Genomic DNA, 17931 nt, shown 5'->3' with positions numbered 1-17931 from the left:
GACCGTGAGGGCGTTGAGCGCGGCCAGGTTCTTTGCAAGCCGGGTTCTGTAACCCCGCACACGAAGTTCAAGGCAGAAGCCTACATCCTGACGAAGGAAGAGGGCGGCCGTCACACGCCGTTCTTCACCAACTACCGTCCGCAGTTCTACTTCCGCACGACGGACGTGACCGGTGTTGTTTCCCTGCCGGAAGGCACGGAAATGGTGATGCCTGGCGACAATGTGACCGTTGACGTCGAGCTGATCGTGCCGATCGCCATGGAAGAGAAGCTGCGCTTCGCTATCCGTGAAGGTGGCCGTACCGTCGGTGCCGGCATCGTGGCATCCATCACCGAGTAATCCTTGCTCGATGTGATAAAGATTAAGGGGCGGGCCGTGAGGCTCGCCCTTTTTCGTTGCGTTGAGGTCTCATCATGTTCCGCATATTTGCTTCCTTGGTGATGCTCCTGCTCGCCCCTTCGGGAGCTGCCGTTCCGGCGCTGGCGGATGTGAAATGTCCTGAGCGCCCGGCATGTCGTGGCTGCGGCTGCAAGGGTGGGCCGGGCTATCGCGGGCCTGACGGCAAGTGTGTGGGTTTCAAGAACCTCGTCAAAAAATGTGGGCCTTATCCGCATTCGCGCTGTGTGTTCGAAAATGCGCCGGGAACCGGGGCCAACAGCTACTGCGCCACGCATTAGGGGCATGAAATTTTCTTCAGGAAATAGCCCTGCAATGGCTTTCCGACTCTGGACAAGGCGGGCAGGGCGTAATATTGAACCGCCGTCGCCGCGCAAAGCGTGCGGCAAAGGGGTATAGCTCAGTTGGTAGAGCGGCGGTCTCCAAAACCGCAGGTCGGGGGTTCGAGCCCCTCTGCCCCTGCCATTTTCCACGTTCGAAAAGTTACATGCGTGAAAAGCCTCTTGCGCGTAAGGGGAATCGCAATTATGTAGAGCCGCAGACAGGCGGTGCGTGGAGCTGGCGAGCAGCTTTACGCGCCTTTGTCGCATGTGTGGAATACGGCAGCGATTCGCAGGGCCGGTTTTGCATCCTCCGGGGGTGTCTCCGGGCGGTTACAAGATCCGGAGAAAATCCGGACGCTTCAGAATAAAGAGCGGCATATGGCGTCGAAGACCACAAATCCATTTACCTTCCTGCAGCAGGTGCGGTCGGAGACGGCCAAGGTTACCTGGCCCTCACGGCGCGAAACTCTCATTTCGACCCTCATGGTTCTGGCCTTTGCTGCGCTGGCTGCGATTTTCTTCTTTGCCGCTGACCAGTTGATGGCGTGGGCAATCGAGCTGATCCTGCAGATCGGCAGCTAAGCGTCACCAACGAACGGGAGTAATTTTTGAGATGACTGCGCGTTGGTACATTGTCCACGCTTATTCGAATTTCGAGAAGAAGGTTTCCGAATCGATCGAAGAGCAGGCTCGCCAGAAGGGCTTGAGCCACGAGATCGAGCAGGTTGTCGTTCCGACCGAGAAGGTTGTAGAGGTGCGCCGTGGTCGTAAGGTTGACGCCGAGCGCAAGTTCTTCCCCGGCTATGTGCTGGTGAAGGCCAATCTGACCGATGCGGTGTTCTCCATGATCAAGAACACGCCGAAGGTCACCGGCTTCCTCGGTGATTCCAAGCCTGTGCCGATCACCCAGGCCGAGGCCGACCGCATTCTGAACCAGGTTCAGGAGGGCGTTGAGCGGCCGAAACCTTCGATCAGCTTCGAGATCGGCGAGCAGGTGCGTGTTTCCGATGGTCCTTTTGCTTCCTTTAGCGGCTATGTGCAGGAAGTGGACGAGGAGCGTTCCCGCCTCAAGGTGGAAGTTTCGATCTTCGGGCGTGCCACGCCTGTCGATCTCGAATTCGATCAGGTCGAAAAGCTCTGATCGATTTCCCGGCCGACAAGCCGGGTTGAACGGTGGAAGGCTGCTGCGACTTTAGCCGGTCGCAGGGAAGGCCGGACCACCAAACTGCAACCGCCCGGACCCGGAAATGGGGCGGGCAAATGATAGGGCAGATTAGAGATGGCTAAGAAAGTTGCAGGCCAGCTCAAGCTTCAGGTTCCCGCAGGGTCGGCTACGCCGTCGCCCCCCATCGGTCCTGCGCTTGGTCAGCGTGGCATCAACATCATGGAGTTCTGCAAGGCGTTCAACGCGCAAACGCAGGAAGCCGAGAAGGGTTCCCCGATTCCGGTAGTGATTACATACTACCAGGACAAATCCTTCACCTTCACCATGAAGACACCGCCGGTGAGCTACTTCCTCAAGAAGGCCGCCAATCTGAAGTCCGGCTCCAAGGAGCCAGGCAAGTCTTCCGCAGGTCAGATTTCGCGCGACAAGGTTCGCGAGATCGCGGAAGCCAAGCTGAAGGATTTGAACGCGAACGACGTTGAAGCCGCCATGCGCATGGTTGAAGGATCGGCTCGTTCCATGGGTCTCGAAGTGGTGGGCTGAAGATATGGCGACGAAACTTGCAAAGCGTGTGGCCAAGAGCCGCGAAGGTATCGACCGCAACAAGCAGTACAGCCTAGATGAAGCCGTGGCGCTTCTGAAGGAGCGTGCGACTGCCAAGTTCGACGAGACCGTCGAAGTTGCGATGAATCTCGGCGTCGATCCTCGCCATGCCGACCAGATGGTTCGTGGTGTGGTCAATCTGCCGAACGGCACGGGCCGCAATGTTCGCGTTGCTGTCTTTGCTCGCGGCGACAAGGCCGAGGAAGCAAAAGCTGCGGGCGCCGATATCGTCGGCGCGGAAGATCTGGTCGAGACCGTCCAGAAGGGCGAGATCGATTTCGATCGCTGCATTGCAACGCCTGACATGATGCCGCTCGTCGGTCGTCTGGGTAAGGTGCTTGGTCCCCGCGGCATGATGCCAAACCCGAAGGTTGGTACGGTGACGCCGGATGTGGCATCGGCCGTGAAGGCTTCCAAGGGCGGTGCAGTCGAGTTCCGCGTGGAGAAGGCCGGTATCGTTCATGCCGGTGTTGGCAAGGCATCTTTCGATGCGAATGCCATTGCCGAGAACATCCGTGCTTTTGCAGATGCGGTGATCAAAGCCAAGCCTTCGGGTGCGAAGGGCAACTATCTGAAGCGTGTTGCTCTGACGACCACGATGGGCCCGGGCCTCAAGATCGACCCGTCGACGCTCAGCGCGTCCTGATGATTCCTGGGGCCTTGTGCCCTGGATGAAGAATTCCGGGCCGGAAACGGCCCGGAATGTCAGAGGAAACTCTGGCAAATCCTGTCCGAGATTGCAGGCGGCTCGCCTTAATTCATATGGGCCTGCATGAGACGGGTGCGAACGGGATTTCGCCGCGTGAGCGGCTGATGAAGGTTCGGACCGTGTATGCCTTTTGTCATTGCGCCTTCGGGCGTGGCGAAAGGGGGCAGGATCCTCGAACGTCGTTCGGGTGGTCCCTTGGATGACCCGTTCGGCAAAAGGCAACCCGGCGGCTGGGTTTTACTCACCCGTCGTCAAATGGAGAAAGGCTGTGGAAAGAGCGGAAAAACGCGAATTCGTCACGAGCCTGAACGAGGTGTTCCAGAACACCGGTTCGGTCGTCGTGGCCCACTATGCCGGACTGACCGTCGCGCAGATGAACGATCTCCGTTCGAAGATGCGTGAGGCGGGCGGTACCGTCAAGGTCGCGAAGAACCGTCTTGCCAAGATCGCTCTTCAGGGAACGCCATCCGAGGGTATCCAGGCTCTGTTCGAAGGACAGACCCTGATCGCCTATTCGGATGATCCGGTTGCTGCTCCGAAGGTCGCCAACGATTTCGCCAAGGCCAATGACAAGCTTGTCATTCTCGGCGGTTCTATGGGTCAGACCGTGCTCGATGCAGATGGTGTGAAGGCTCTGGCCACCATGCCGTCGCTGGACGAGCTCAGGGCGAAGATTGTCGGCATGATCAATACGCCGGCAACCCGGATTGCACAGGTCGTCAACGCACCGGCAGGAAATCTTGCCCGCGTGTTCGGCGCCTATTCCCGGAAGGACGAGGCGGCGTGAGGCCGTTCCTCAATCAATACACGAAGTTCGAACTTTTAAAGGAAGTGAAAAATGGCTGATCTGGAAAAGATCGTAGAAGACCTTTCGAACCTGACCGTCCTCGAGGCGGCTGAGCTTTCGAAGATGCTCGAAGAGAAGTGGGGCGTTTCTGCTGCTGCTCCTGTTGCAGTTGCTGCAGCCGGTGGCGCTGCTGCTGGTGGCGAAGCTGCTGAAGAGAAGACCGAGTTTGACGTGATCCTCACCGACGCCGGTGCACAGAAGATCAACGTCATCAAAGAAGTCCGTGGCATTACCGGCCTGGGCCTGAAGGAAGCTAAGGACCTCGTTGAGGGCGCTCCGAAGGCAATCAAGGAAGGCGTTGCCAAGGACGAAGCTGAGAAGATCAAGAGCCAGCTCGAAGGCGCTGGCGCAAAGGTCGAGCTCAAGTAATGTGGTTGCGGCCTGCGGAGATTTCTCCGCGGGCCGCGCCCATTGAATTTTGAAGAAAGCCTCTTTCCCAATGGCCGGAGCAACGGCTTTTGGGAAACGGGTTTTCACCCGTTTTGATCAGCCGTCACAGACGGCGCGGACGATGGCAGGCAAGCCAGGCAGGCAAGGAGCGACGATGGCCCAGACCCTCACATTCAACGGTCGCAGGCGCGTACGCAAATTTTTCGGTAATATTCCGGAAGTTGCGGAGATGCCCAACCTCATTGAGGTTCAGAAGGCATCATATGATCAGTTTCTCATGGTGGAAGAGCCCGAAGGCGGCCGTGCGGATGAAGGTCTGCAGTCTGTCTTCAAGTCGGTCTTCCCGATCCAGGATTTTGCCGGTACGGCGATGCTCGAATTCGTCAGTTACGAGTTCGAGGCTCCAAAATTCGACGTGGACGAGTGCCGCCAGCGCGACCTGACCTATGCTGCTCCGCTGAAGGTCACGCTGCGCCTCATCGTGTTCGATGTGGACGAGGATACGGGTGCCAAGTCCATCAAGGACATCAAGGAGCAGGATGTCTATATGGGCGACATGCCGCTCATGACGGACAACGGCACCTTCATCATCAATGGTACCGAGCGCGTGATCGTCTCGCAGATGCACCGCTCGCCGGGCGTATTCTTCGATCACGACAAGGGCAAGTCGCACTCTTCGGGCAAGCTGCTTTTCGCTGCACGCGTCATTCCCTATCGCGGCTCCTGGCTCGACATTGAGTTCGACGCCAAGGACGTGGTTCATGCGCGTATCGACCGTCGCCGCAAAATTCCGGTGACATCGCTTCTGATGGCGCTTGGCATGGATTCGGAAGAAATCCTGTCGACCTTCTATAACCAGCTCACTTTCCGTCGTGACAAGGATGGCTGGCGCATTCCGTTCTCCGCCGACCGTTTCCGTGGTGTCAAGGCGACGACCGACATGGTCGACGCCGATACCGGTGAAGTCGTCGTAGAGGCCGGTAAGAAGATCACCGCACGTCAGGCACGTCAGCTTGAAGAGAAGGGCCTCAAGGCCATCCGTGCAACGGAAGAGGATCTGCTCGGAAACTACCTTGCCGAGGATATCGTCAATCCGATGACGGGTGAGATCTTCCTCGAAGCCGGTGACGAGATCGACGAGAAGACGCTCAAGGTTCTGCTCGAGACGGGCGAGGAAGAGGTCCATTTCCTCGACATCGACCACGTGAATATTGGCGGTTACATCCGCAACACGCTGGTTGCCGACAAGAACGAAAGCCGTCAGGACGCACTTTTCGACATTTATCGTGTCATGCGTCCCGGCGAGCCGCCGACGCTTGAGACGGCAGAGGCGATGTTCAACTCGCTGTTCTTCGACGCAGAGCGCTATGACCTGTCGGCTGTCGGCCGCGTGAAGATGAATATGCGTCTGGGTGTTGAGTGCCCGGACACGGTTCGCGTTCTTCGCAAGGAAGATATCGTTGAAGTCGTGCGCACGCTCGTCGAGCTGCGTGACGGCAAGGGCGAGATCGACGACATCGACAATCTCGGCAACCGCCGTGTGCGCTCGGTCGGCGAGCTTATGGAGAACCAGTACCGTCTGGGTCTGCTGCGCATGGAGCGCGCCATCAAGGAGCGCATGTCGTCGATCGAGATCGACACGGTCATGCCGCAGGATCTCATCAATGCGAAGCCTGCTGCTGCTGCCGTTCGCGAGTTCTTCTCGTCCTCACAGCTTTCGCAGTTCATGGATCAGACGAACCCGCTTGGCGAAATCACGCATAAGCGTCGTCTTTCCGCGCTTGGACCGGGCGGTCTGACGCGTGAGCGCGCGGGCTTCGAGGTGCGCGACGTTCATCCTACGCATTACGGTCGTATCTGCCCGATTGAGACGCCGGAAGGCCCGAATATCGGTCTGATCAACTCGCTCGCCACCTTCGCCCGCGTCAACAAGTACGGCTTCATCGAAAGCCCGTACCGCAAGATCGTGGATGGCAAGGTCACGCAGGAAGTTGTCTATCTTTCGGCTATGGAAGAGGCCAAGCACTATGTTGCTCAGGCCAATGCATCGTTGAATGACGACGGCACATTCTCCGACGAGTTCGTGATCTGCCGCCATGCCGGCGAAGTGCTCATGACGCCGCGCGAGAATGTTGACCTCATGGACGTGTCGCCGAAGCAGCTTGTTTCGGTTGCTGCAGCGCTCATTCCGTTCCTCGAGAACGATGACGCCAACCGCGCTCTCATGGGCTCGAACATGCAGCGTCAGGCCGTGCCGCTCGTTCGTGCAGAGGCACCGTTTGTCGGTACCGGCATGGAGCCGATCGTTGCACGCGATTCCGGTGCTGCAATCGCTGCACGCCGCACGGGTGTGGTCGATCAGGTGGATGCGACGCGTATCGTCATCCGCGCCACCGAAGATGTTGATGCCTCTCAGTCGGGCGTGGACATCTACCGCCTGATGAAGTTCCAGCGTTCCAACCAGAACACCTGCGTCAATCAGCGTCCGCTGGTTCGCGTTGGCGATCATGTGAACAAGGGCGACATCATTGCCGACGGTCCTTCGACCGACCTGGGTGATCTGGCTCTGGGCCGCAACGTGCTCGTCGCGTTCATGCCCTGGAACGGCTATAACTACGAGGACTCCATCCTCCTGTCCGAGCGCATCGTTCGCGATGACATCTTCACCTCGATCCATATCGAGGAATTCGAGGTCATGGCTCGCGATACGAAGCTTGGCCCGGAAGAGATCACGCGCGACATTCCGAATGTTTCGGAAGAAGCGCTGAAGAACCTGGATGAGGCCGGCATCACCTATATCGGTGCCGAAGTTCAGCCAGGCGATATCCTCGTGGGCAAAATCACGCCGAAGGGCGAAAGCCCGATGACGCCGGAAGAGAAGCTTCTGCGCGCCATCTTCGGTGAAAAGGCTTCGGATGTGCGTGACACCTCCATGCGCATGCCCCCCGGCACCTACGGTACCGTTGTCGAGGTTCGTGTCTTCAATCGCCACGGCGTTGAGAAGGACGAACGTGCGATGGCCATTGAGCGCGAAGAGATCGAACGTCTCGCGAAGGACCGCGATGACGAGCAGTCGATCCTCGACCGCAACGTCTATGCCCGTCTGGCAGAAATGCTTGAAGGCAAGGCAGCCATTGCCGGTCCGAAGGGCTTCAAGAAGGGGACCACGGTCACCTCGGAAGTGCTTGACGAATATCCGCGTTCGCAGTGGTGGCAGTTTGCTGTTGAGGACGAGAAGCAGCAGAGCGAGCTTGAAGCTCTTCGTGCACAGTACGACGAGTCCAAGAGCCAGCTTGAGCACCGCTTCATGGACAAGGTCGAGAAGGTCCAGCGTGGCGACGAGATGCCTCCGGGCGTCATGAAGATGGTCAAGGTCTTCGTAGCCGTGAAGCGCAAGATGCAGCCCGGCGACAAGATGGCTGGCCGTCACGGCAACAAGGGTGTGGTGTCGCGCATCGTGCCGGTCGAGGACATGCCGTTCCTCGAAGACGGTACGCATGCAGACATCGTGCTTAACCCGCTTGGCGTGCCTTCGCGCATGAATGTCGGACAGATCCTCGAGACGCATCTCGGCTGGGCCTGTGCGGGCATGGGCAAGAAGATCGGCGAATTGATCGAAGCCTATAAGGAAAGCGGTGACATCAAGCCGCTGCGCGAGACGATCGAAAGCATCATCCCTGACAATGACCGCAATGAGCCGGTCCGTCAGTATGACGACGAGAGCATCCTGCGCCTTGGCGAGCAGATGAAGCGTGGCGTTTCCATCGCGACCCCGGTCTTCGATGGCGCGCATGAAGCCGACGTCAACGAGATGCTGGAGCAGGCGGGTCTGCACCCGAGCGGCCAGTCCCAGCTCTATGACGGTCGTACCGGTGAGCCTTTCGACCGCAAGGTCACGATGGGCTACATCTACATGCTGAAGCTGCATCACCTTGTCGACGACAAGATCCATGCTCGCTCGATCGGCCCATACTCGCTCGTCACCCAGCAACCGCTTGGTGGTAAGGCCCAGTTCGGTGGTCAGCGCTTCGGTGAGATGGAGGTCTGGGCACTTGAAGCCTACGGTGCAGCCTATACCTTGCAGGAAATGCTGACGGTCAAGTCCGATGACGTGGCCGGACGTACCAAGGTGTATGAGGCAATTGTGCGCGGCGACGACACCTTCGAGGCGGGTATCCCCGAGAGCTTCAACGTTCTCGTCAAGGAGATGCGTTCGCTTGGCCTCAATGTCGAGTTGGAAAACTCGGGCTTCAGCACGAGCCAGGCACAGGAATTGCCGGACGCTGCCGAATAAACAGTCAGGGCGCCGCGGATAACTTCGCGGCGCCAACGCCCTTCGCAAGGGCTGGCCTTTGGCCAAGGGAATTGGACCGGTGAGGGCGGTGGCGGCCGTCAGTACCGTAGTTGACAAGGGACGATGCGTCCCGCAAAGGAGATCGGCATGAACCAAGAGGTCATGAATCTTTTCAACCCTCAGGCGCCGGCACAGACATTCGATTCAATCCGGATCTCGCTTGCGAGCCCGGAAAAGATCCTGTCCTGGTCTTTCGGTGAGATCAAAAAGCCCGAAACCATCAATTACCGCACGTTCAAGCCGGAACGTGACGGTCTTTTCTGCTCGCGTATCTTCGGTCCGATGAAGGACTATGAGTGCTTGTGCGGCAAGTACAAGCGCATGAAGTACAAGGGCGTCATCTGTGAGAAGTGCGGCGTGGAAGTCACGCTGTCGCGCGTGCGTCGCGAGCGCATGGGCCATATTGAGCTGGCCGCACCGGTTGCGCATATATGGTTCCTGAAGTCGCTGCCTTCGCGTATCGGCACGCTGCTCGACATGACGCTCAAGGACATTGAGCGCGTTCTCTATTTCGAGAACTACATCGTGACCGAGCCGGGCCTGACCGCGCTCAAGGAAAACCAGCTTCTTTCCGAAGAAGAGTACATGCTCGCGGTTGACGAGTATGGCGAGGATTCCTTCACCGCAATGATCGGTGCCGAGGCCATCCATCATCTTCTGGAATCGATGGAGCTGGAGAAGATCGCAGGCGATCTGCGTTCCGAACTCGCTTCCACGACTTCCGAGCTCAAGCAGAAGAAGCTTCTCAAGCGCCTCAAGGTCGTCGAAAACTTCCTCGAGTCGGGCAACCGTCCCGAGTGGATGATCATGAAGATCGTTCCGGTGATCCCGCCGGATCTGCGTCCTCTCGTGCCGCTGGATGGCGGTCGTTTCGCGACGTCTGACCTGAACGACCTTTACCGTCGCGTGATCAACCGTAACAACCGTCTGAAGCGCCTGATCGAGCTTCGTGCGCCGGGCATCATCATCCGCAACGAGAAGCGCATGCTTCAGGAAGCGGTTGATGCGCTGTTCGACAATGGTCGTCGCGGTCGTGTCATCACGGGTGCCAACAAGCGTCCGCTGAAGTCGCTTTCCGACATGCTCAAGGGCAAGCAGGGACGTTTCCGTCAGAACCTGCTCGGCAAGCGCGTCGACTATTCCGGCCGCTCGGTCATCGTGACCGGTCCGGAGCTGAAGCTGCACCAGTGCGGCCTTCCGAAGAAGATGGCGCTCGAGCTCTTCAAGCCCTTCATCTATGCCCGTCTTGACGCCAAGGGTTACTCCTCCACCGTCAAGCAGGCCAAGAAGCTGGTCGAGAAGGAAAAGCCGGAAGTCTGGGATATTCTCGACGAGGTGATCCGCGAGCATCCGGTTCTCCTGAACCGCGCGCCCACGCTTCACCGTCTTGGCATCCAGGCATTCGAGCCCGTGCTGATCGAAGGCAAGGCCATCCAGCTTCATCCGCTCGTCTGTACGGCGTTCAATGCCGACTTTGACGGTGACCAGATGGCTGTTCACGTGCCGCTGTCGCTTGAAGCACAGCTTGAAGCACGCGTTCTCATGATGTCGACGAACAACATCCTGCATCCGGCTTCGGGTGCACCGATCATCGTTCCGTCGCAGGACATGGTTCTGGGTCTCTACTACCTGTCCATCATGAACCAGAACGAGCCGGGCGAGGGGATGGCATTCGCCGATATGGGCGAGCTGCACCATGCGCTTGAAAACAAGGTCGTCACGCTTCACACGAAGATCAAGGGCCGTTTCAAGACGGTTGACGAGAACGGCAATCCGGTCTCTCAGATCCATGAGACCACGCCTGGCCGCATGATCATCGGCGAGCTTCTGCCGAAAAACCACAATGTTCCCTTCGACATCTGCAATCAGGAGATGACGAAGAAGAACATCTCCAAGATGATCGACACGGTCTACCGTCACTGCGGTCAGAAAGAGACGGTCATTTTCTGTGACCGTGTCATGCAGCTTGGCTTTGGCCATGCATGCCGCGCGGGCATTTCCTTCGGCAAGGATGACATGGTCATTCCGGACACCAAGGAAAAGCTGGTCTCTGAAACCGAGGCGCTCGCCAAGGAATATGAGCAGCAGTACAATGACGGTCTGATCACTCAGGGCGAAAAGTACAACAAGGTCGTCGACGCTTGGGCCAAGTGCTCCGAGAAGGTCGCCGATGAGATGATGAAGCGCATTAAGGCGATCGAGTTCGACGAGAACGGCCGCCAGAAGCAGATGAACTCCATCTACATGATGTCCCACTCCGGTGCCCGTGGTTCGCCGGCGCAGATGCGTCAGCTCGGCGGCATGCGCGGCCTGATGGCCCGTCCAGATGGTTCCATCATCGAGACGCCGATTATCTCGAACTTCAAGGAAGGCCTGACCGTGATGGAGTACTTTAACTCCACCCACGGTGCCCGTAAGGGTCTTGCCGATACCGCTCTGAAGACGGCAAACTCAGGTTACCTGACCCGCCGCCTGGTCGACGTTGCGCAGGATTGCATCGTTGTTACGCCGGATTGCGGTACCGAGAAGGGCTTGACCATGCAGCCCATCGTGGATGCCGGTCAGGTGGTTGCCTCCATCGGTCAGCGTGTTCTGGGACGTACCGCTCTCGACGACATTCTTCATCCGGCAACGGGTGACGTACTCGTCAAGGCCGGCACGCTTATCGACGAGCGTGACGTTGAGGCCATCGAGACGGCAGGCGTTCAGTCCGTTCGCATCCGGTCGGCTCTGACCTGTGAAGTGCGCAACGGTGTCTGCGCGATCTGTTATGGTCGTGACCTTGCACGTGGTACGCCGGTCAATATCGGTGAGGCTGTCGGCGTCATTGCTGCCCAGTCCATCGGCGAGCCGGGCACGCAGCTTACCATGCGTACCTTCCACGTTGGTGGTACGGCGCAGGTCGTGAACCAGTCGTTCCTCGAGGCTTCCTTCGAGGGCACGGTCAAGATCCGCAACCGCAATGTTGTCCGCAACTCCGAGGGCCACCTCGTTGTCATGGGCCGCAACATGGCCGTGCTGATCATGGACGAGCAGGGTGCGGAGCGCGCCTCGCACCGACTGACCTATGGTTCGCGTCTGTATGTTGACGACGGCGACAAGGTGAAGCGCGGCCAGCGTATCGCCGAGTGGGATCCCTATACCCGCCCGATGCTCACCGAGGTCGAGGGCACGGTTGCATTCGAGGATCTGGTGGATGGCGTTTCTGTTCAGGAGACGACCGATGAATCCACCGGCATCACCAAGCGTGAGGTCATCGACTGGCGTTCGACGCCACGCGGTACCGACCTCAAGCCGGCAATGACCATCCTCGACTCCAAGGGCAAGGTTGCAAAGCTTGCCCGTGGCGGTGACGCTCGCTTCCTGCTTTCGGTCGAGACCATTCTCTCGGTCGAGCCGGGCGCGAAGGTTGCTCCTGGTGACGTGATTGCACGTATCCCGACGGAAAGTGCACGCACCAAGGACATCACCGGTGGTCTGCCGCGAGTTGCAGAGCTCTTCGAGGCACGTCGTCCGAAGGACCACGCTGTCATCGCGGAGATCGACGGTACCGTCCGCTTCGGTCGGGATTACAAGAACAAGCGCCGCATCATCATCGAGCCGCATGACTCGACGATGGAACCGGTCGAGTATCTGATCCCCAAGGGCAAGCCGTTCCACCTGCAGGATGGTGACCAGATCGAAAAGGGTGACTACATCCTGGACGGCAATCCGGCACCGCACGACATTCTTGCGATCAAGGGCGTGGAGGCTCTTGCTTCCTACCTCGTCAACGAGATCCAGGAAGTCTACCGACTGCAGGGCGTGCTCATTAACGACAAGCACATCGAGGTGATCGTTCGCCAGATGCTGCAGAAGGTTGAGGTAACGGCTCAGGGCGACTCCACCTACATCCCCGGCGATCACGTGGACTCCGTCGAATTCGACGAAGTTAACGAGCGTCTGGTGGAAGAGGGCAAGAAGCCTGCCGAAGGTCAGCCGGTTCTGCTCGGTATCACCAAGGCATCGCTGCAGACGCCGTCCTTCATCTCGGCTGCTTCGTTCCAGGAGACCACACGTGTTCTCACCGAGGCGGCAGTGGCCGGCAAGATCGACACGCTGCAGGGTCTGAAGGAAAACGTGATCGTGGGTCGTCTGATCCCGGCTGGTACCGGTGGTGCCATGAGCCAGGTCCGTCGCATCGCACGGTCGCGTGACGATCTGATCCTCGACGAGCGCCGCAAGACTTCGGGTGCCGAAAGCGCTGATCCGATGCTTGCCGACATGTCGAATGCCCAGTCGGGGGCTGCCGAATAGGCAGCTCTCAGACCACAAATAAATCAAAGGCCGCCGGAGCTGTCGCTTCGGCGGCCTTTTTCATCTCAGATTATCTAGACGGATAGGGCGGCTATTATTCTTCGTCGTCAAAGGTGACGATCGCGATCTCGCCTTCTGTTGCACCCTGCCATGCGGATTGATGCGGCTCCTCGTCGGGCGGACCCTGCATTTCGCCGATCTGGTCGAGCTCGGCTTCGGCATAGCCTTCCTCCGAAAGTGCTTCCAGAGCCATGCGGACTGCCGTGTCTTCGTCCGGAGCCATCAGGAGGATATGGACACCCTCCGGCTTCTTGCTGCCTTCACGCCAGGCACGTCCAACAATGATGCTGACCGGGTGAATGTCCTGTTCTTCCATATGTGATTCTGCCTTTTTGCGATTCTCGGGCGATTCCCGGCTCTTTGCCGATCCTGACTCAGCCATATAGGGGCTGAGTTGAAGTTAAAAGGGCAGGGCAGAGCGCTGCAGAGGTTAAAAAACACCTAACTCGCCCTGCGAGGGCTGGAATTATCGTATTCGCATAACGATATCAGGCGCGACGGGGTTGACGATTGGCGATGTTAAGCGTAATACCCGCCTCGTCTGAGCCGATGTGAGGCTTTCCTTTTTCAGAGCGACGCGCTCCGAAGCTGGCCTCAAACAGGGTTCGTTTTTAACGAGCGACAGACCATCCGGCGCATGAAGCGGGCAACTGCTTCCTCTGCTTATGTTCGGGCGAGACCGTTATCCACGGTTTGCGGCCCGAATTTGCGTATGGTCACCTGGCGCTTGGAGTTAGCGAACCTGTTCGCGAGAGACACGAGATTTGTAACAAGGGAAGGTTTGATGCCGACCGTAAGCCAGCTGATCCGCAAGCCGCGCCAAGCGCCGGTGAAGCGTAACAAGGTCCCCGCCATGCAGGCCAACCCGCAGAAGCGGGGTGTGTGCACGCGCGTCTATACGACTTCGCCAAAGAAGCCTAACTCGGCAATGCGCAAGGTCGCAAAGATCCGGCTCGCCAATGGCTTTGAGGTGATTGGTTATATCCCGGGTGAGGGGCATAACCTTCAGGAGCACTCCGTGGTCATGATCCGCGGCGGCCGCGTGAAGGACCTTCCGGGTGTGCGTTATCACATCATCCGTGGCGTGCTCGATACGCAGGGTGTGAAGAGCCGCAAGCAGCGCCGCTCCAAGTATGGCGCCAAGCGTCCGAAGTAAGGTTTTCCGGCGCTGGTGCTCGTTGAGCGCCAGGCTACGAAGGTGAGAGACGAAAGATATGTCCCGACGTCACCGTGCAGAAAAGCGCGAGATCAACCCGGATCCGAAATTCGGCGATGTGGTTGTGACCAAGTTCATGAACGCCATCATGCTCGACGGCAAGAAGTCGGCTGCTGAGCGTATTGTTTATGGCGCATTCGACAGCGTCGAAGAGAAGATGAAGCAGGAACCTGTGGCAGTCTTCCATCAGGCGCTCGACAATGTTGCGCCGCATGTTGAGGTTCGCTCCCGCCGTGTTGGTGGTGCGACCTATCAGGTACCGGTTGATGTTCGCCCGGAACGCCGTCAGGCCCTCGCGATCCGTTGGTTGATTGCTGCTGCTCGCAAGCGCAACGAAACCACCATGGTTGATCGCCTGTCTGGTGAGCTTCTCGATGCTGCAAACAACCGCGGCACCGCTGTGAAGAAGCGTGAAGACACTCACAAGATGGCTGAGGCCAACCGCGCATTCTCGCATTACCGCTGGTAATGACGGGCACGGATTGAAGAGGTAACGACGATGGCCCGCGAATATAAGCTCGAAGATTACCGTAACTTCGGTATCATGGCGCATATCGACGCCGGTAAGACGACGACGACCGAGCGCATCCTGTTCTACACGGGTAAGTCGCACAAGATCGGTGAAGTTCATGATGGCGCAGCCACCATGGACTGGATGGAGCAGGAGCAGGAGCGTGGCATCACGATCACCTCTGCTGCGACCACGACCTTCTGGGAAGGCCGTGATGGCAAGAAGCGCCGCTTCAACATCATCGACACGCCCGGACACGTTGACTTCACGATCGAAGTCGAGCGTTCGCTGCGCGTGCTTGACGGTGCCATCGCTCTCCTCGATGCCAATGCCGGTGTTGAGCCGCAGACCGAAACGGTTTGGCGCCAGGCCGACAAGTATCATGTTCCGCGCATGATCTTCTGTAACAAGATGGACAAGATCGGTGCGGACTTCTATCGCTCTGCCGAGATGGTCAAGTCGCGTCTTGGTGCAACGCCTGTCGTGATGCAGCTGCCGATCGGCGCCGAGAACGACTTCGCCGGCGTCATTGACCTGATCGAGATGAAGGCCCTCGTCTGGCAGTCCGACAATCTGGGTGCTGCCTGGGATGTTGTCGACATTCCGGCTGATATGCAGGCCAAGGCAGAAGAGTATCGCGAGCAGCTCATCGAAACGGCTGTCGAGATGGATGAAGCTGCGATGGAGCGTTATCTGGAAGGCGAGATGCCCTCCAATGACGAGCTGCGCAAGCTGATCCGCAAGGGCACCATCGAGGTGAAGTTCTTCCCGATGTTCTGTGGCTCTGCCTTCAAGAACAAGGGCGTTCAGCCGCTTCTCGACGGTGTTGTGGACTTCCTGCCTTCGCCGCTCGATGTTCCGTCCATCAAGGGCGTCGATCCGAAGACCGAAGCCGAAATTTCGCGCAAGTCGTCTGACGAAGAGCCGCTTTCCATGCTGGCCTTCAAGATCATGAACGACCCGTTCGTCGGTTCGCTGACCTTCTGCCGCATCTATTCGGGTGTGCTGAACAAGGGTGCTTCCCTGACCAACACGGTTAAGGACAAGCGTGAGCGCATTGGCCGTATGCTGCAGATGCACTCCAACTCCCGTTCGGATCTGGAAGTTGCATATGCCGGTGACATCGTTGCGCTTGCCGGTCTGAAAGAAACCACTACGGGTGACACGCTCTGCGATCCGCTGAAGCCGGTCATTCTCGAGCGCATGGAATTCCCGGATCCGGTGATCCAGATCGCCATCGAGCCGAAGACCAAGGGCGACCAGGAAAAGATGGGCCTCGCGCTCAACCGCCTGGCTGCAGAAGATCCGTCCTTCCGCGTCAAGTCCGACGAGGAATCCGGCCAGACCATCATTGCCGGCATGGGCGAGCTTCATCTCGACATCATCGTCGATCGCCTGAAGCGTGAGTTCAAGGTCGAGGCCAATGTTGGTGCGCCGCAGGTTGCTTACCGTGAGACCATCACCAAGGCAGCCGAGATCGACTACACCCACAAGAAGCAGTCTGGTGGTTCGGGTCAGTTCGCTCGCGTCAAGATCATCTTCGAGCCGAACACCGAGAGCGAAGAGTTCGAGTTCGAGTCCAAGATCGTCGGTGGTTCCGTTCCGAAGGAATACATCCCTGGCGTTCAGAAGGGTATCGAGAGCGTTCTGTCTTCCGGTCCGGTGGCAGGCTTCCCGATGCTTGGCGTGAAGGCAACGCTCGTTGATGGTGCATACCACGATGTTGACTCCAGCGTTCTCGCCTTCGAGATCGCGGCACGTGCGGCCTTCCGTGAAGGCGCTCAGAAGGCTGGTGCACAGCTTCTCGAGCCGATCATGAAGGTCGAGGTCGTGACGCCTGAGGAATATGTGGGCAGCGTGATTGGTGACCTGAATGGCCGTCGTGGCCAGATCCAGGGCCAGGAAGCACGCGGCATTGCCACCGTGATCAACGCGATGGTGCCGCTGGCCAACATGTTCAAATATGTCGACAACCTGCGCTCGATGTCCCAGGGCCGCGCCCAGTACACGATGCAGTTTGATCACTACGAGCCGGTGCCGACCGCAGTGGCTCAGGAAATCCAGAAGAAATACGCGTAAGCCTCAGGCGCGCGCCAGTAACACAGGCCTGTAAAAGGCAAAGAAGAAACGGAGACCTCACATGGCCAAAGGTAAATTTGAGCGTACGAAGCCGCATGTGAACATCGGGACGATCGGTCACGTCGACCACGGCAAGACGTCTCTGACGGCCGCGATCACCAAGTATTTTGGTGAATTCCGCGCCTATGACCAGATCGACGGTGCGCCTGAAGAGAAGGCACGCGGTATCACGATCTCGACGGCCCACGTTGAGTATGAGACGGAAGCGCGTCACTACGCTCACGTCGACTGCCCGGGCCACGCCGACTATGTGAAGAACATGATCACCGGTGCGGCACAGATGGACGGCGCGATCCTGGTTTGCTCGGCTGCTGACGGCCCGATGCCGCAGACCCGCGAGCACATCCTGCTTGCCCGTCAGGTTGGTGTTCCGGCCATCGTTGTCTTCCTGAACAAGGTTGACCAGGTTGACGATGCCGAGCTTCTCGAGCTGGTCGAGCTTGAGGTTCGCGAGCTTCTGTCGTCCTACGACTTCCCCGGCGACGACATTCCGATCGTCAAGGGTTCGGCTCTTGCTGCTCTTGAAGACTCCAACAAGGAGATCGGCGAGGACGCGATCCGTGAGCTGATGAAGGAAGTTGACGCCTACATCCCGACGCCTGAGCGTCCGGTTGACCAGCCCTTCCTGATGCCGATCGAAGACGTGTTCTCGATCTCCGGCCGTGGTACGGTTGTGACGGGTCGCGTCGAGCGCGGCATCATCAAGGTTGGTGAGGAAGTCGAGATCGTCGGCATCCGCGACACCACGAAGACGACGGTTACCGGCGTTGAGATGTTCCGCAAGCTGCTCGACCAGGGCCAGGCCGGCGACAATATCGGTGCTCTGATCCGCGGTATTGACCGTGAGGGCGTTGAGCGCGGCCAGGTTCTTTGCAAGCCGGGTTCTGTAACCCCGCACACGAAGTTCAAGGCAGAAGCCTAC

At 58.5% G+C, this 17931-nt stretch carries 13 protein-coding genes, 1 tRNA gene and 1 pseudogene; 14 read left to right on the top strand and 1 reads right to left on the bottom strand.

Going from position 1 to position 17931, the window contains the following annotated elements:
• The 10 genes and pseudogenes from WA367_RS00285 to rpoC all read left to right on the top strand — a co-directional run.
• Positions 1-339: pseudogene (locus tag WA367_RS00285) on the top strand (EF-Tu/IF-2/RF-3 family GTPase); the annotation flags it as partial.
• A 446-nt stretch (positions 340-785) separates the two neighbouring features.
• Positions 786-861: transfer RNA gene (locus WA367_RS00280), tRNA-Trp, on the top strand.
• Positions 862-1097: 236 nt separating this feature from the next.
• On the top strand, positions 1098-1301 hold the full coding sequence (gene secE, locus WA367_RS00275) for a preprotein translocase subunit SecE (protein ID WP_336054895.1): 204 nt from the start codon (positions 1098-1100) through the stop codon (positions 1299-1301).
• Between the two features lie 31 nt (positions 1302-1332).
• The gene (nusG, locus tag WA367_RS00270; protein WP_036480265.1) at positions 1333-1860 is read left to right on the top strand and encodes a transcription termination/antitermination protein NusG; all 528 of its coding nucleotides are present in this window, start codon (positions 1333-1335) and stop codon (positions 1858-1860) included.
• A gap of 138 nt (positions 1861-1998) precedes the next feature.
• Positions 1999-2427 (top strand): 50S ribosomal protein L11, encoded by a 429-nt coding sequence (rplK, locus tag WA367_RS00265; RefSeq protein WP_336054894.1) that lies wholly within the window; start codon positions 1999-2001, stop codon positions 2425-2427.
• A 4-nt stretch (positions 2428-2431) separates the two neighbouring features.
• Entirely contained in the window at positions 2432-3133 is a 702-nt protein-coding gene (gene rplA, locus WA367_RS00260) for a 50S ribosomal protein L1 (RefSeq protein WP_336054893.1), read from the top strand.
• A gap of 331 nt (positions 3134-3464) precedes the next feature.
• On the top strand, positions 3465-3983 hold the full coding sequence (gene rplJ, locus WA367_RS00255; protein ID WP_336054892.1) for a 50S ribosomal protein L10: 519 nt from the start codon (positions 3465-3467) through the stop codon (positions 3981-3983).
• A gap of 51 nt (positions 3984-4034) precedes the next feature.
• On the top strand, positions 4035-4412 hold the full coding sequence (gene rplL, locus WA367_RS00250) for a 50S ribosomal protein L7/L12 (protein ID WP_036480273.1): 378 nt from the start codon (positions 4035-4037) through the stop codon (positions 4410-4412).
• Between the two features lie 175 nt (positions 4413-4587).
• Entirely contained in the window at positions 4588-8727 is a 4140-nt protein-coding gene (gene rpoB / locus WA367_RS00245) for a DNA-directed RNA polymerase subunit beta (RefSeq protein WP_336054891.1), read from the top strand.
• Between the two features lie 147 nt (positions 8728-8874).
• A complete protein-coding gene (gene rpoC / locus WA367_RS00240) occupies positions 8875-13083 on the top strand; it encodes a DNA-directed RNA polymerase subunit beta' (RefSeq protein WP_336054890.1) in 4209 nt (1402 codons plus the stop codon).
• Between the two features lie 94 nt (positions 13084-13177).
• Here rpoC and WA367_RS00235 read toward each other — a convergent pair whose 3' ends face one another.
• A complete protein-coding gene (locus tag WA367_RS00235; RefSeq protein ID WP_336054889.1) occupies positions 13178-13459 on the bottom strand; it encodes a transcriptional regulator in 282 nt (93 codons plus the stop codon).
• Between the two features lie 468 nt (positions 13460-13927).
• Between WA367_RS00235 and rpsL the strand changes: the two genes are divergently transcribed.
• From rpsL to tuf, 4 genes are all read left to right on the top strand, one after another.
• On the top strand, positions 13928-14299 hold the full coding sequence (gene rpsL / locus WA367_RS00230) for a 30S ribosomal protein S12 (protein WP_036480279.1): 372 nt from the start codon (positions 13928-13930) through the stop codon (positions 14297-14299).
• A gap of 58 nt (positions 14300-14357) precedes the next feature.
• On the top strand, positions 14358-14828 hold the full coding sequence (gene rpsG, locus WA367_RS00225; protein ID WP_336054888.1) for a 30S ribosomal protein S7: 471 nt from the start codon (positions 14358-14360) through the stop codon (positions 14826-14828).
• A gap of 30 nt (positions 14829-14858) precedes the next feature.
• Positions 14859-16949 (top strand): elongation factor G, encoded by a 2091-nt coding sequence (gene fusA, locus WA367_RS00220; protein WP_336054887.1) that lies wholly within the window; start codon positions 14859-14861, stop codon positions 16947-16949.
• A gap of 61 nt (positions 16950-17010) precedes the next feature.
• A partial coding sequence (gene tuf / locus WA367_RS00215) for an elongation factor Tu (protein WP_336054886.1) occupies positions 17011-17931 on the top strand: 921 nt, incomplete at its 3' end.

It is taken from the genome of Nitratireductor sp. CH_MIT9313-5, from assembly GCF_037029545.1.
GTDB lineage: Bacteria > Pseudomonadota > Alphaproteobacteria > Rhizobiales > Rhizobiaceae > Chelativorans.
The sequence above is the reverse complement of the archived record's forward strand: the minus strand, read 5'-3'. Positions and strand labels throughout refer to the sequence as shown.

Excerpts from the sequence above, each read along its gene's own strand:
- rpoB (WP_336054891.1), top strand. The coding sequence starts at position 4,588 with ATGGCCCAGACCCTCACATTCAACGGTCGCAGGCGCGTACGCAAATTT.
- rplK (WP_336054894.1), top strand. The coding sequence starts at position 1,999 with ATGGCTAAGAAAGTTGCAGGCCAGCTCAAGCTTCAGGTTCCCGCAGGG.
- WA367_RS00235 (WP_336054889.1), bottom strand. The coding sequence starts at position 13,459 with ATGGAAGAACAGGACATTCACCCGGTCAGCATCATTGTTGGACGTGCC.
- rpsL (WP_036480279.1), top strand. The coding sequence starts at position 13,928 with ATGCCGACCGTAAGCCAGCTGATCCGCAAGCCGCGCCAAGCGCCGGTG.
- secE (WP_336054895.1), top strand. The coding sequence starts at position 1,098 with ATGGCGTCGAAGACCACAAATCCATTTACCTTCCTGCAGCAGGTGCGG.
- fusA (WP_336054887.1), top strand. The coding sequence starts at position 14,859 with ATGGCCCGCGAATATAAGCTCGAAGATTACCGTAACTTCGGTATCATG.
- nusG (WP_036480265.1), top strand. The coding sequence starts at position 1,333 with ATGACTGCGCGTTGGTACATTGTCCACGCTTATTCGAATTTCGAGAAG.
- rplA (WP_336054893.1), top strand. The coding sequence starts at position 2,432 with ATGGCGACGAAACTTGCAAAGCGTGTGGCCAAGAGCCGCGAAGGTATC.
- rplL (WP_036480273.1), top strand. The coding sequence starts at position 4,035 with ATGGCTGATCTGGAAAAGATCGTAGAAGACCTTTCGAACCTGACCGTC.
- rpsG (WP_336054888.1), top strand. The coding sequence starts at position 14,358 with ATGTCCCGACGTCACCGTGCAGAAAAGCGCGAGATCAACCCGGATCCG.
- rpoC (WP_336054890.1), top strand. The coding sequence starts at position 8,875 with ATGAACCAAGAGGTCATGAATCTTTTCAACCCTCAGGCGCCGGCACAG.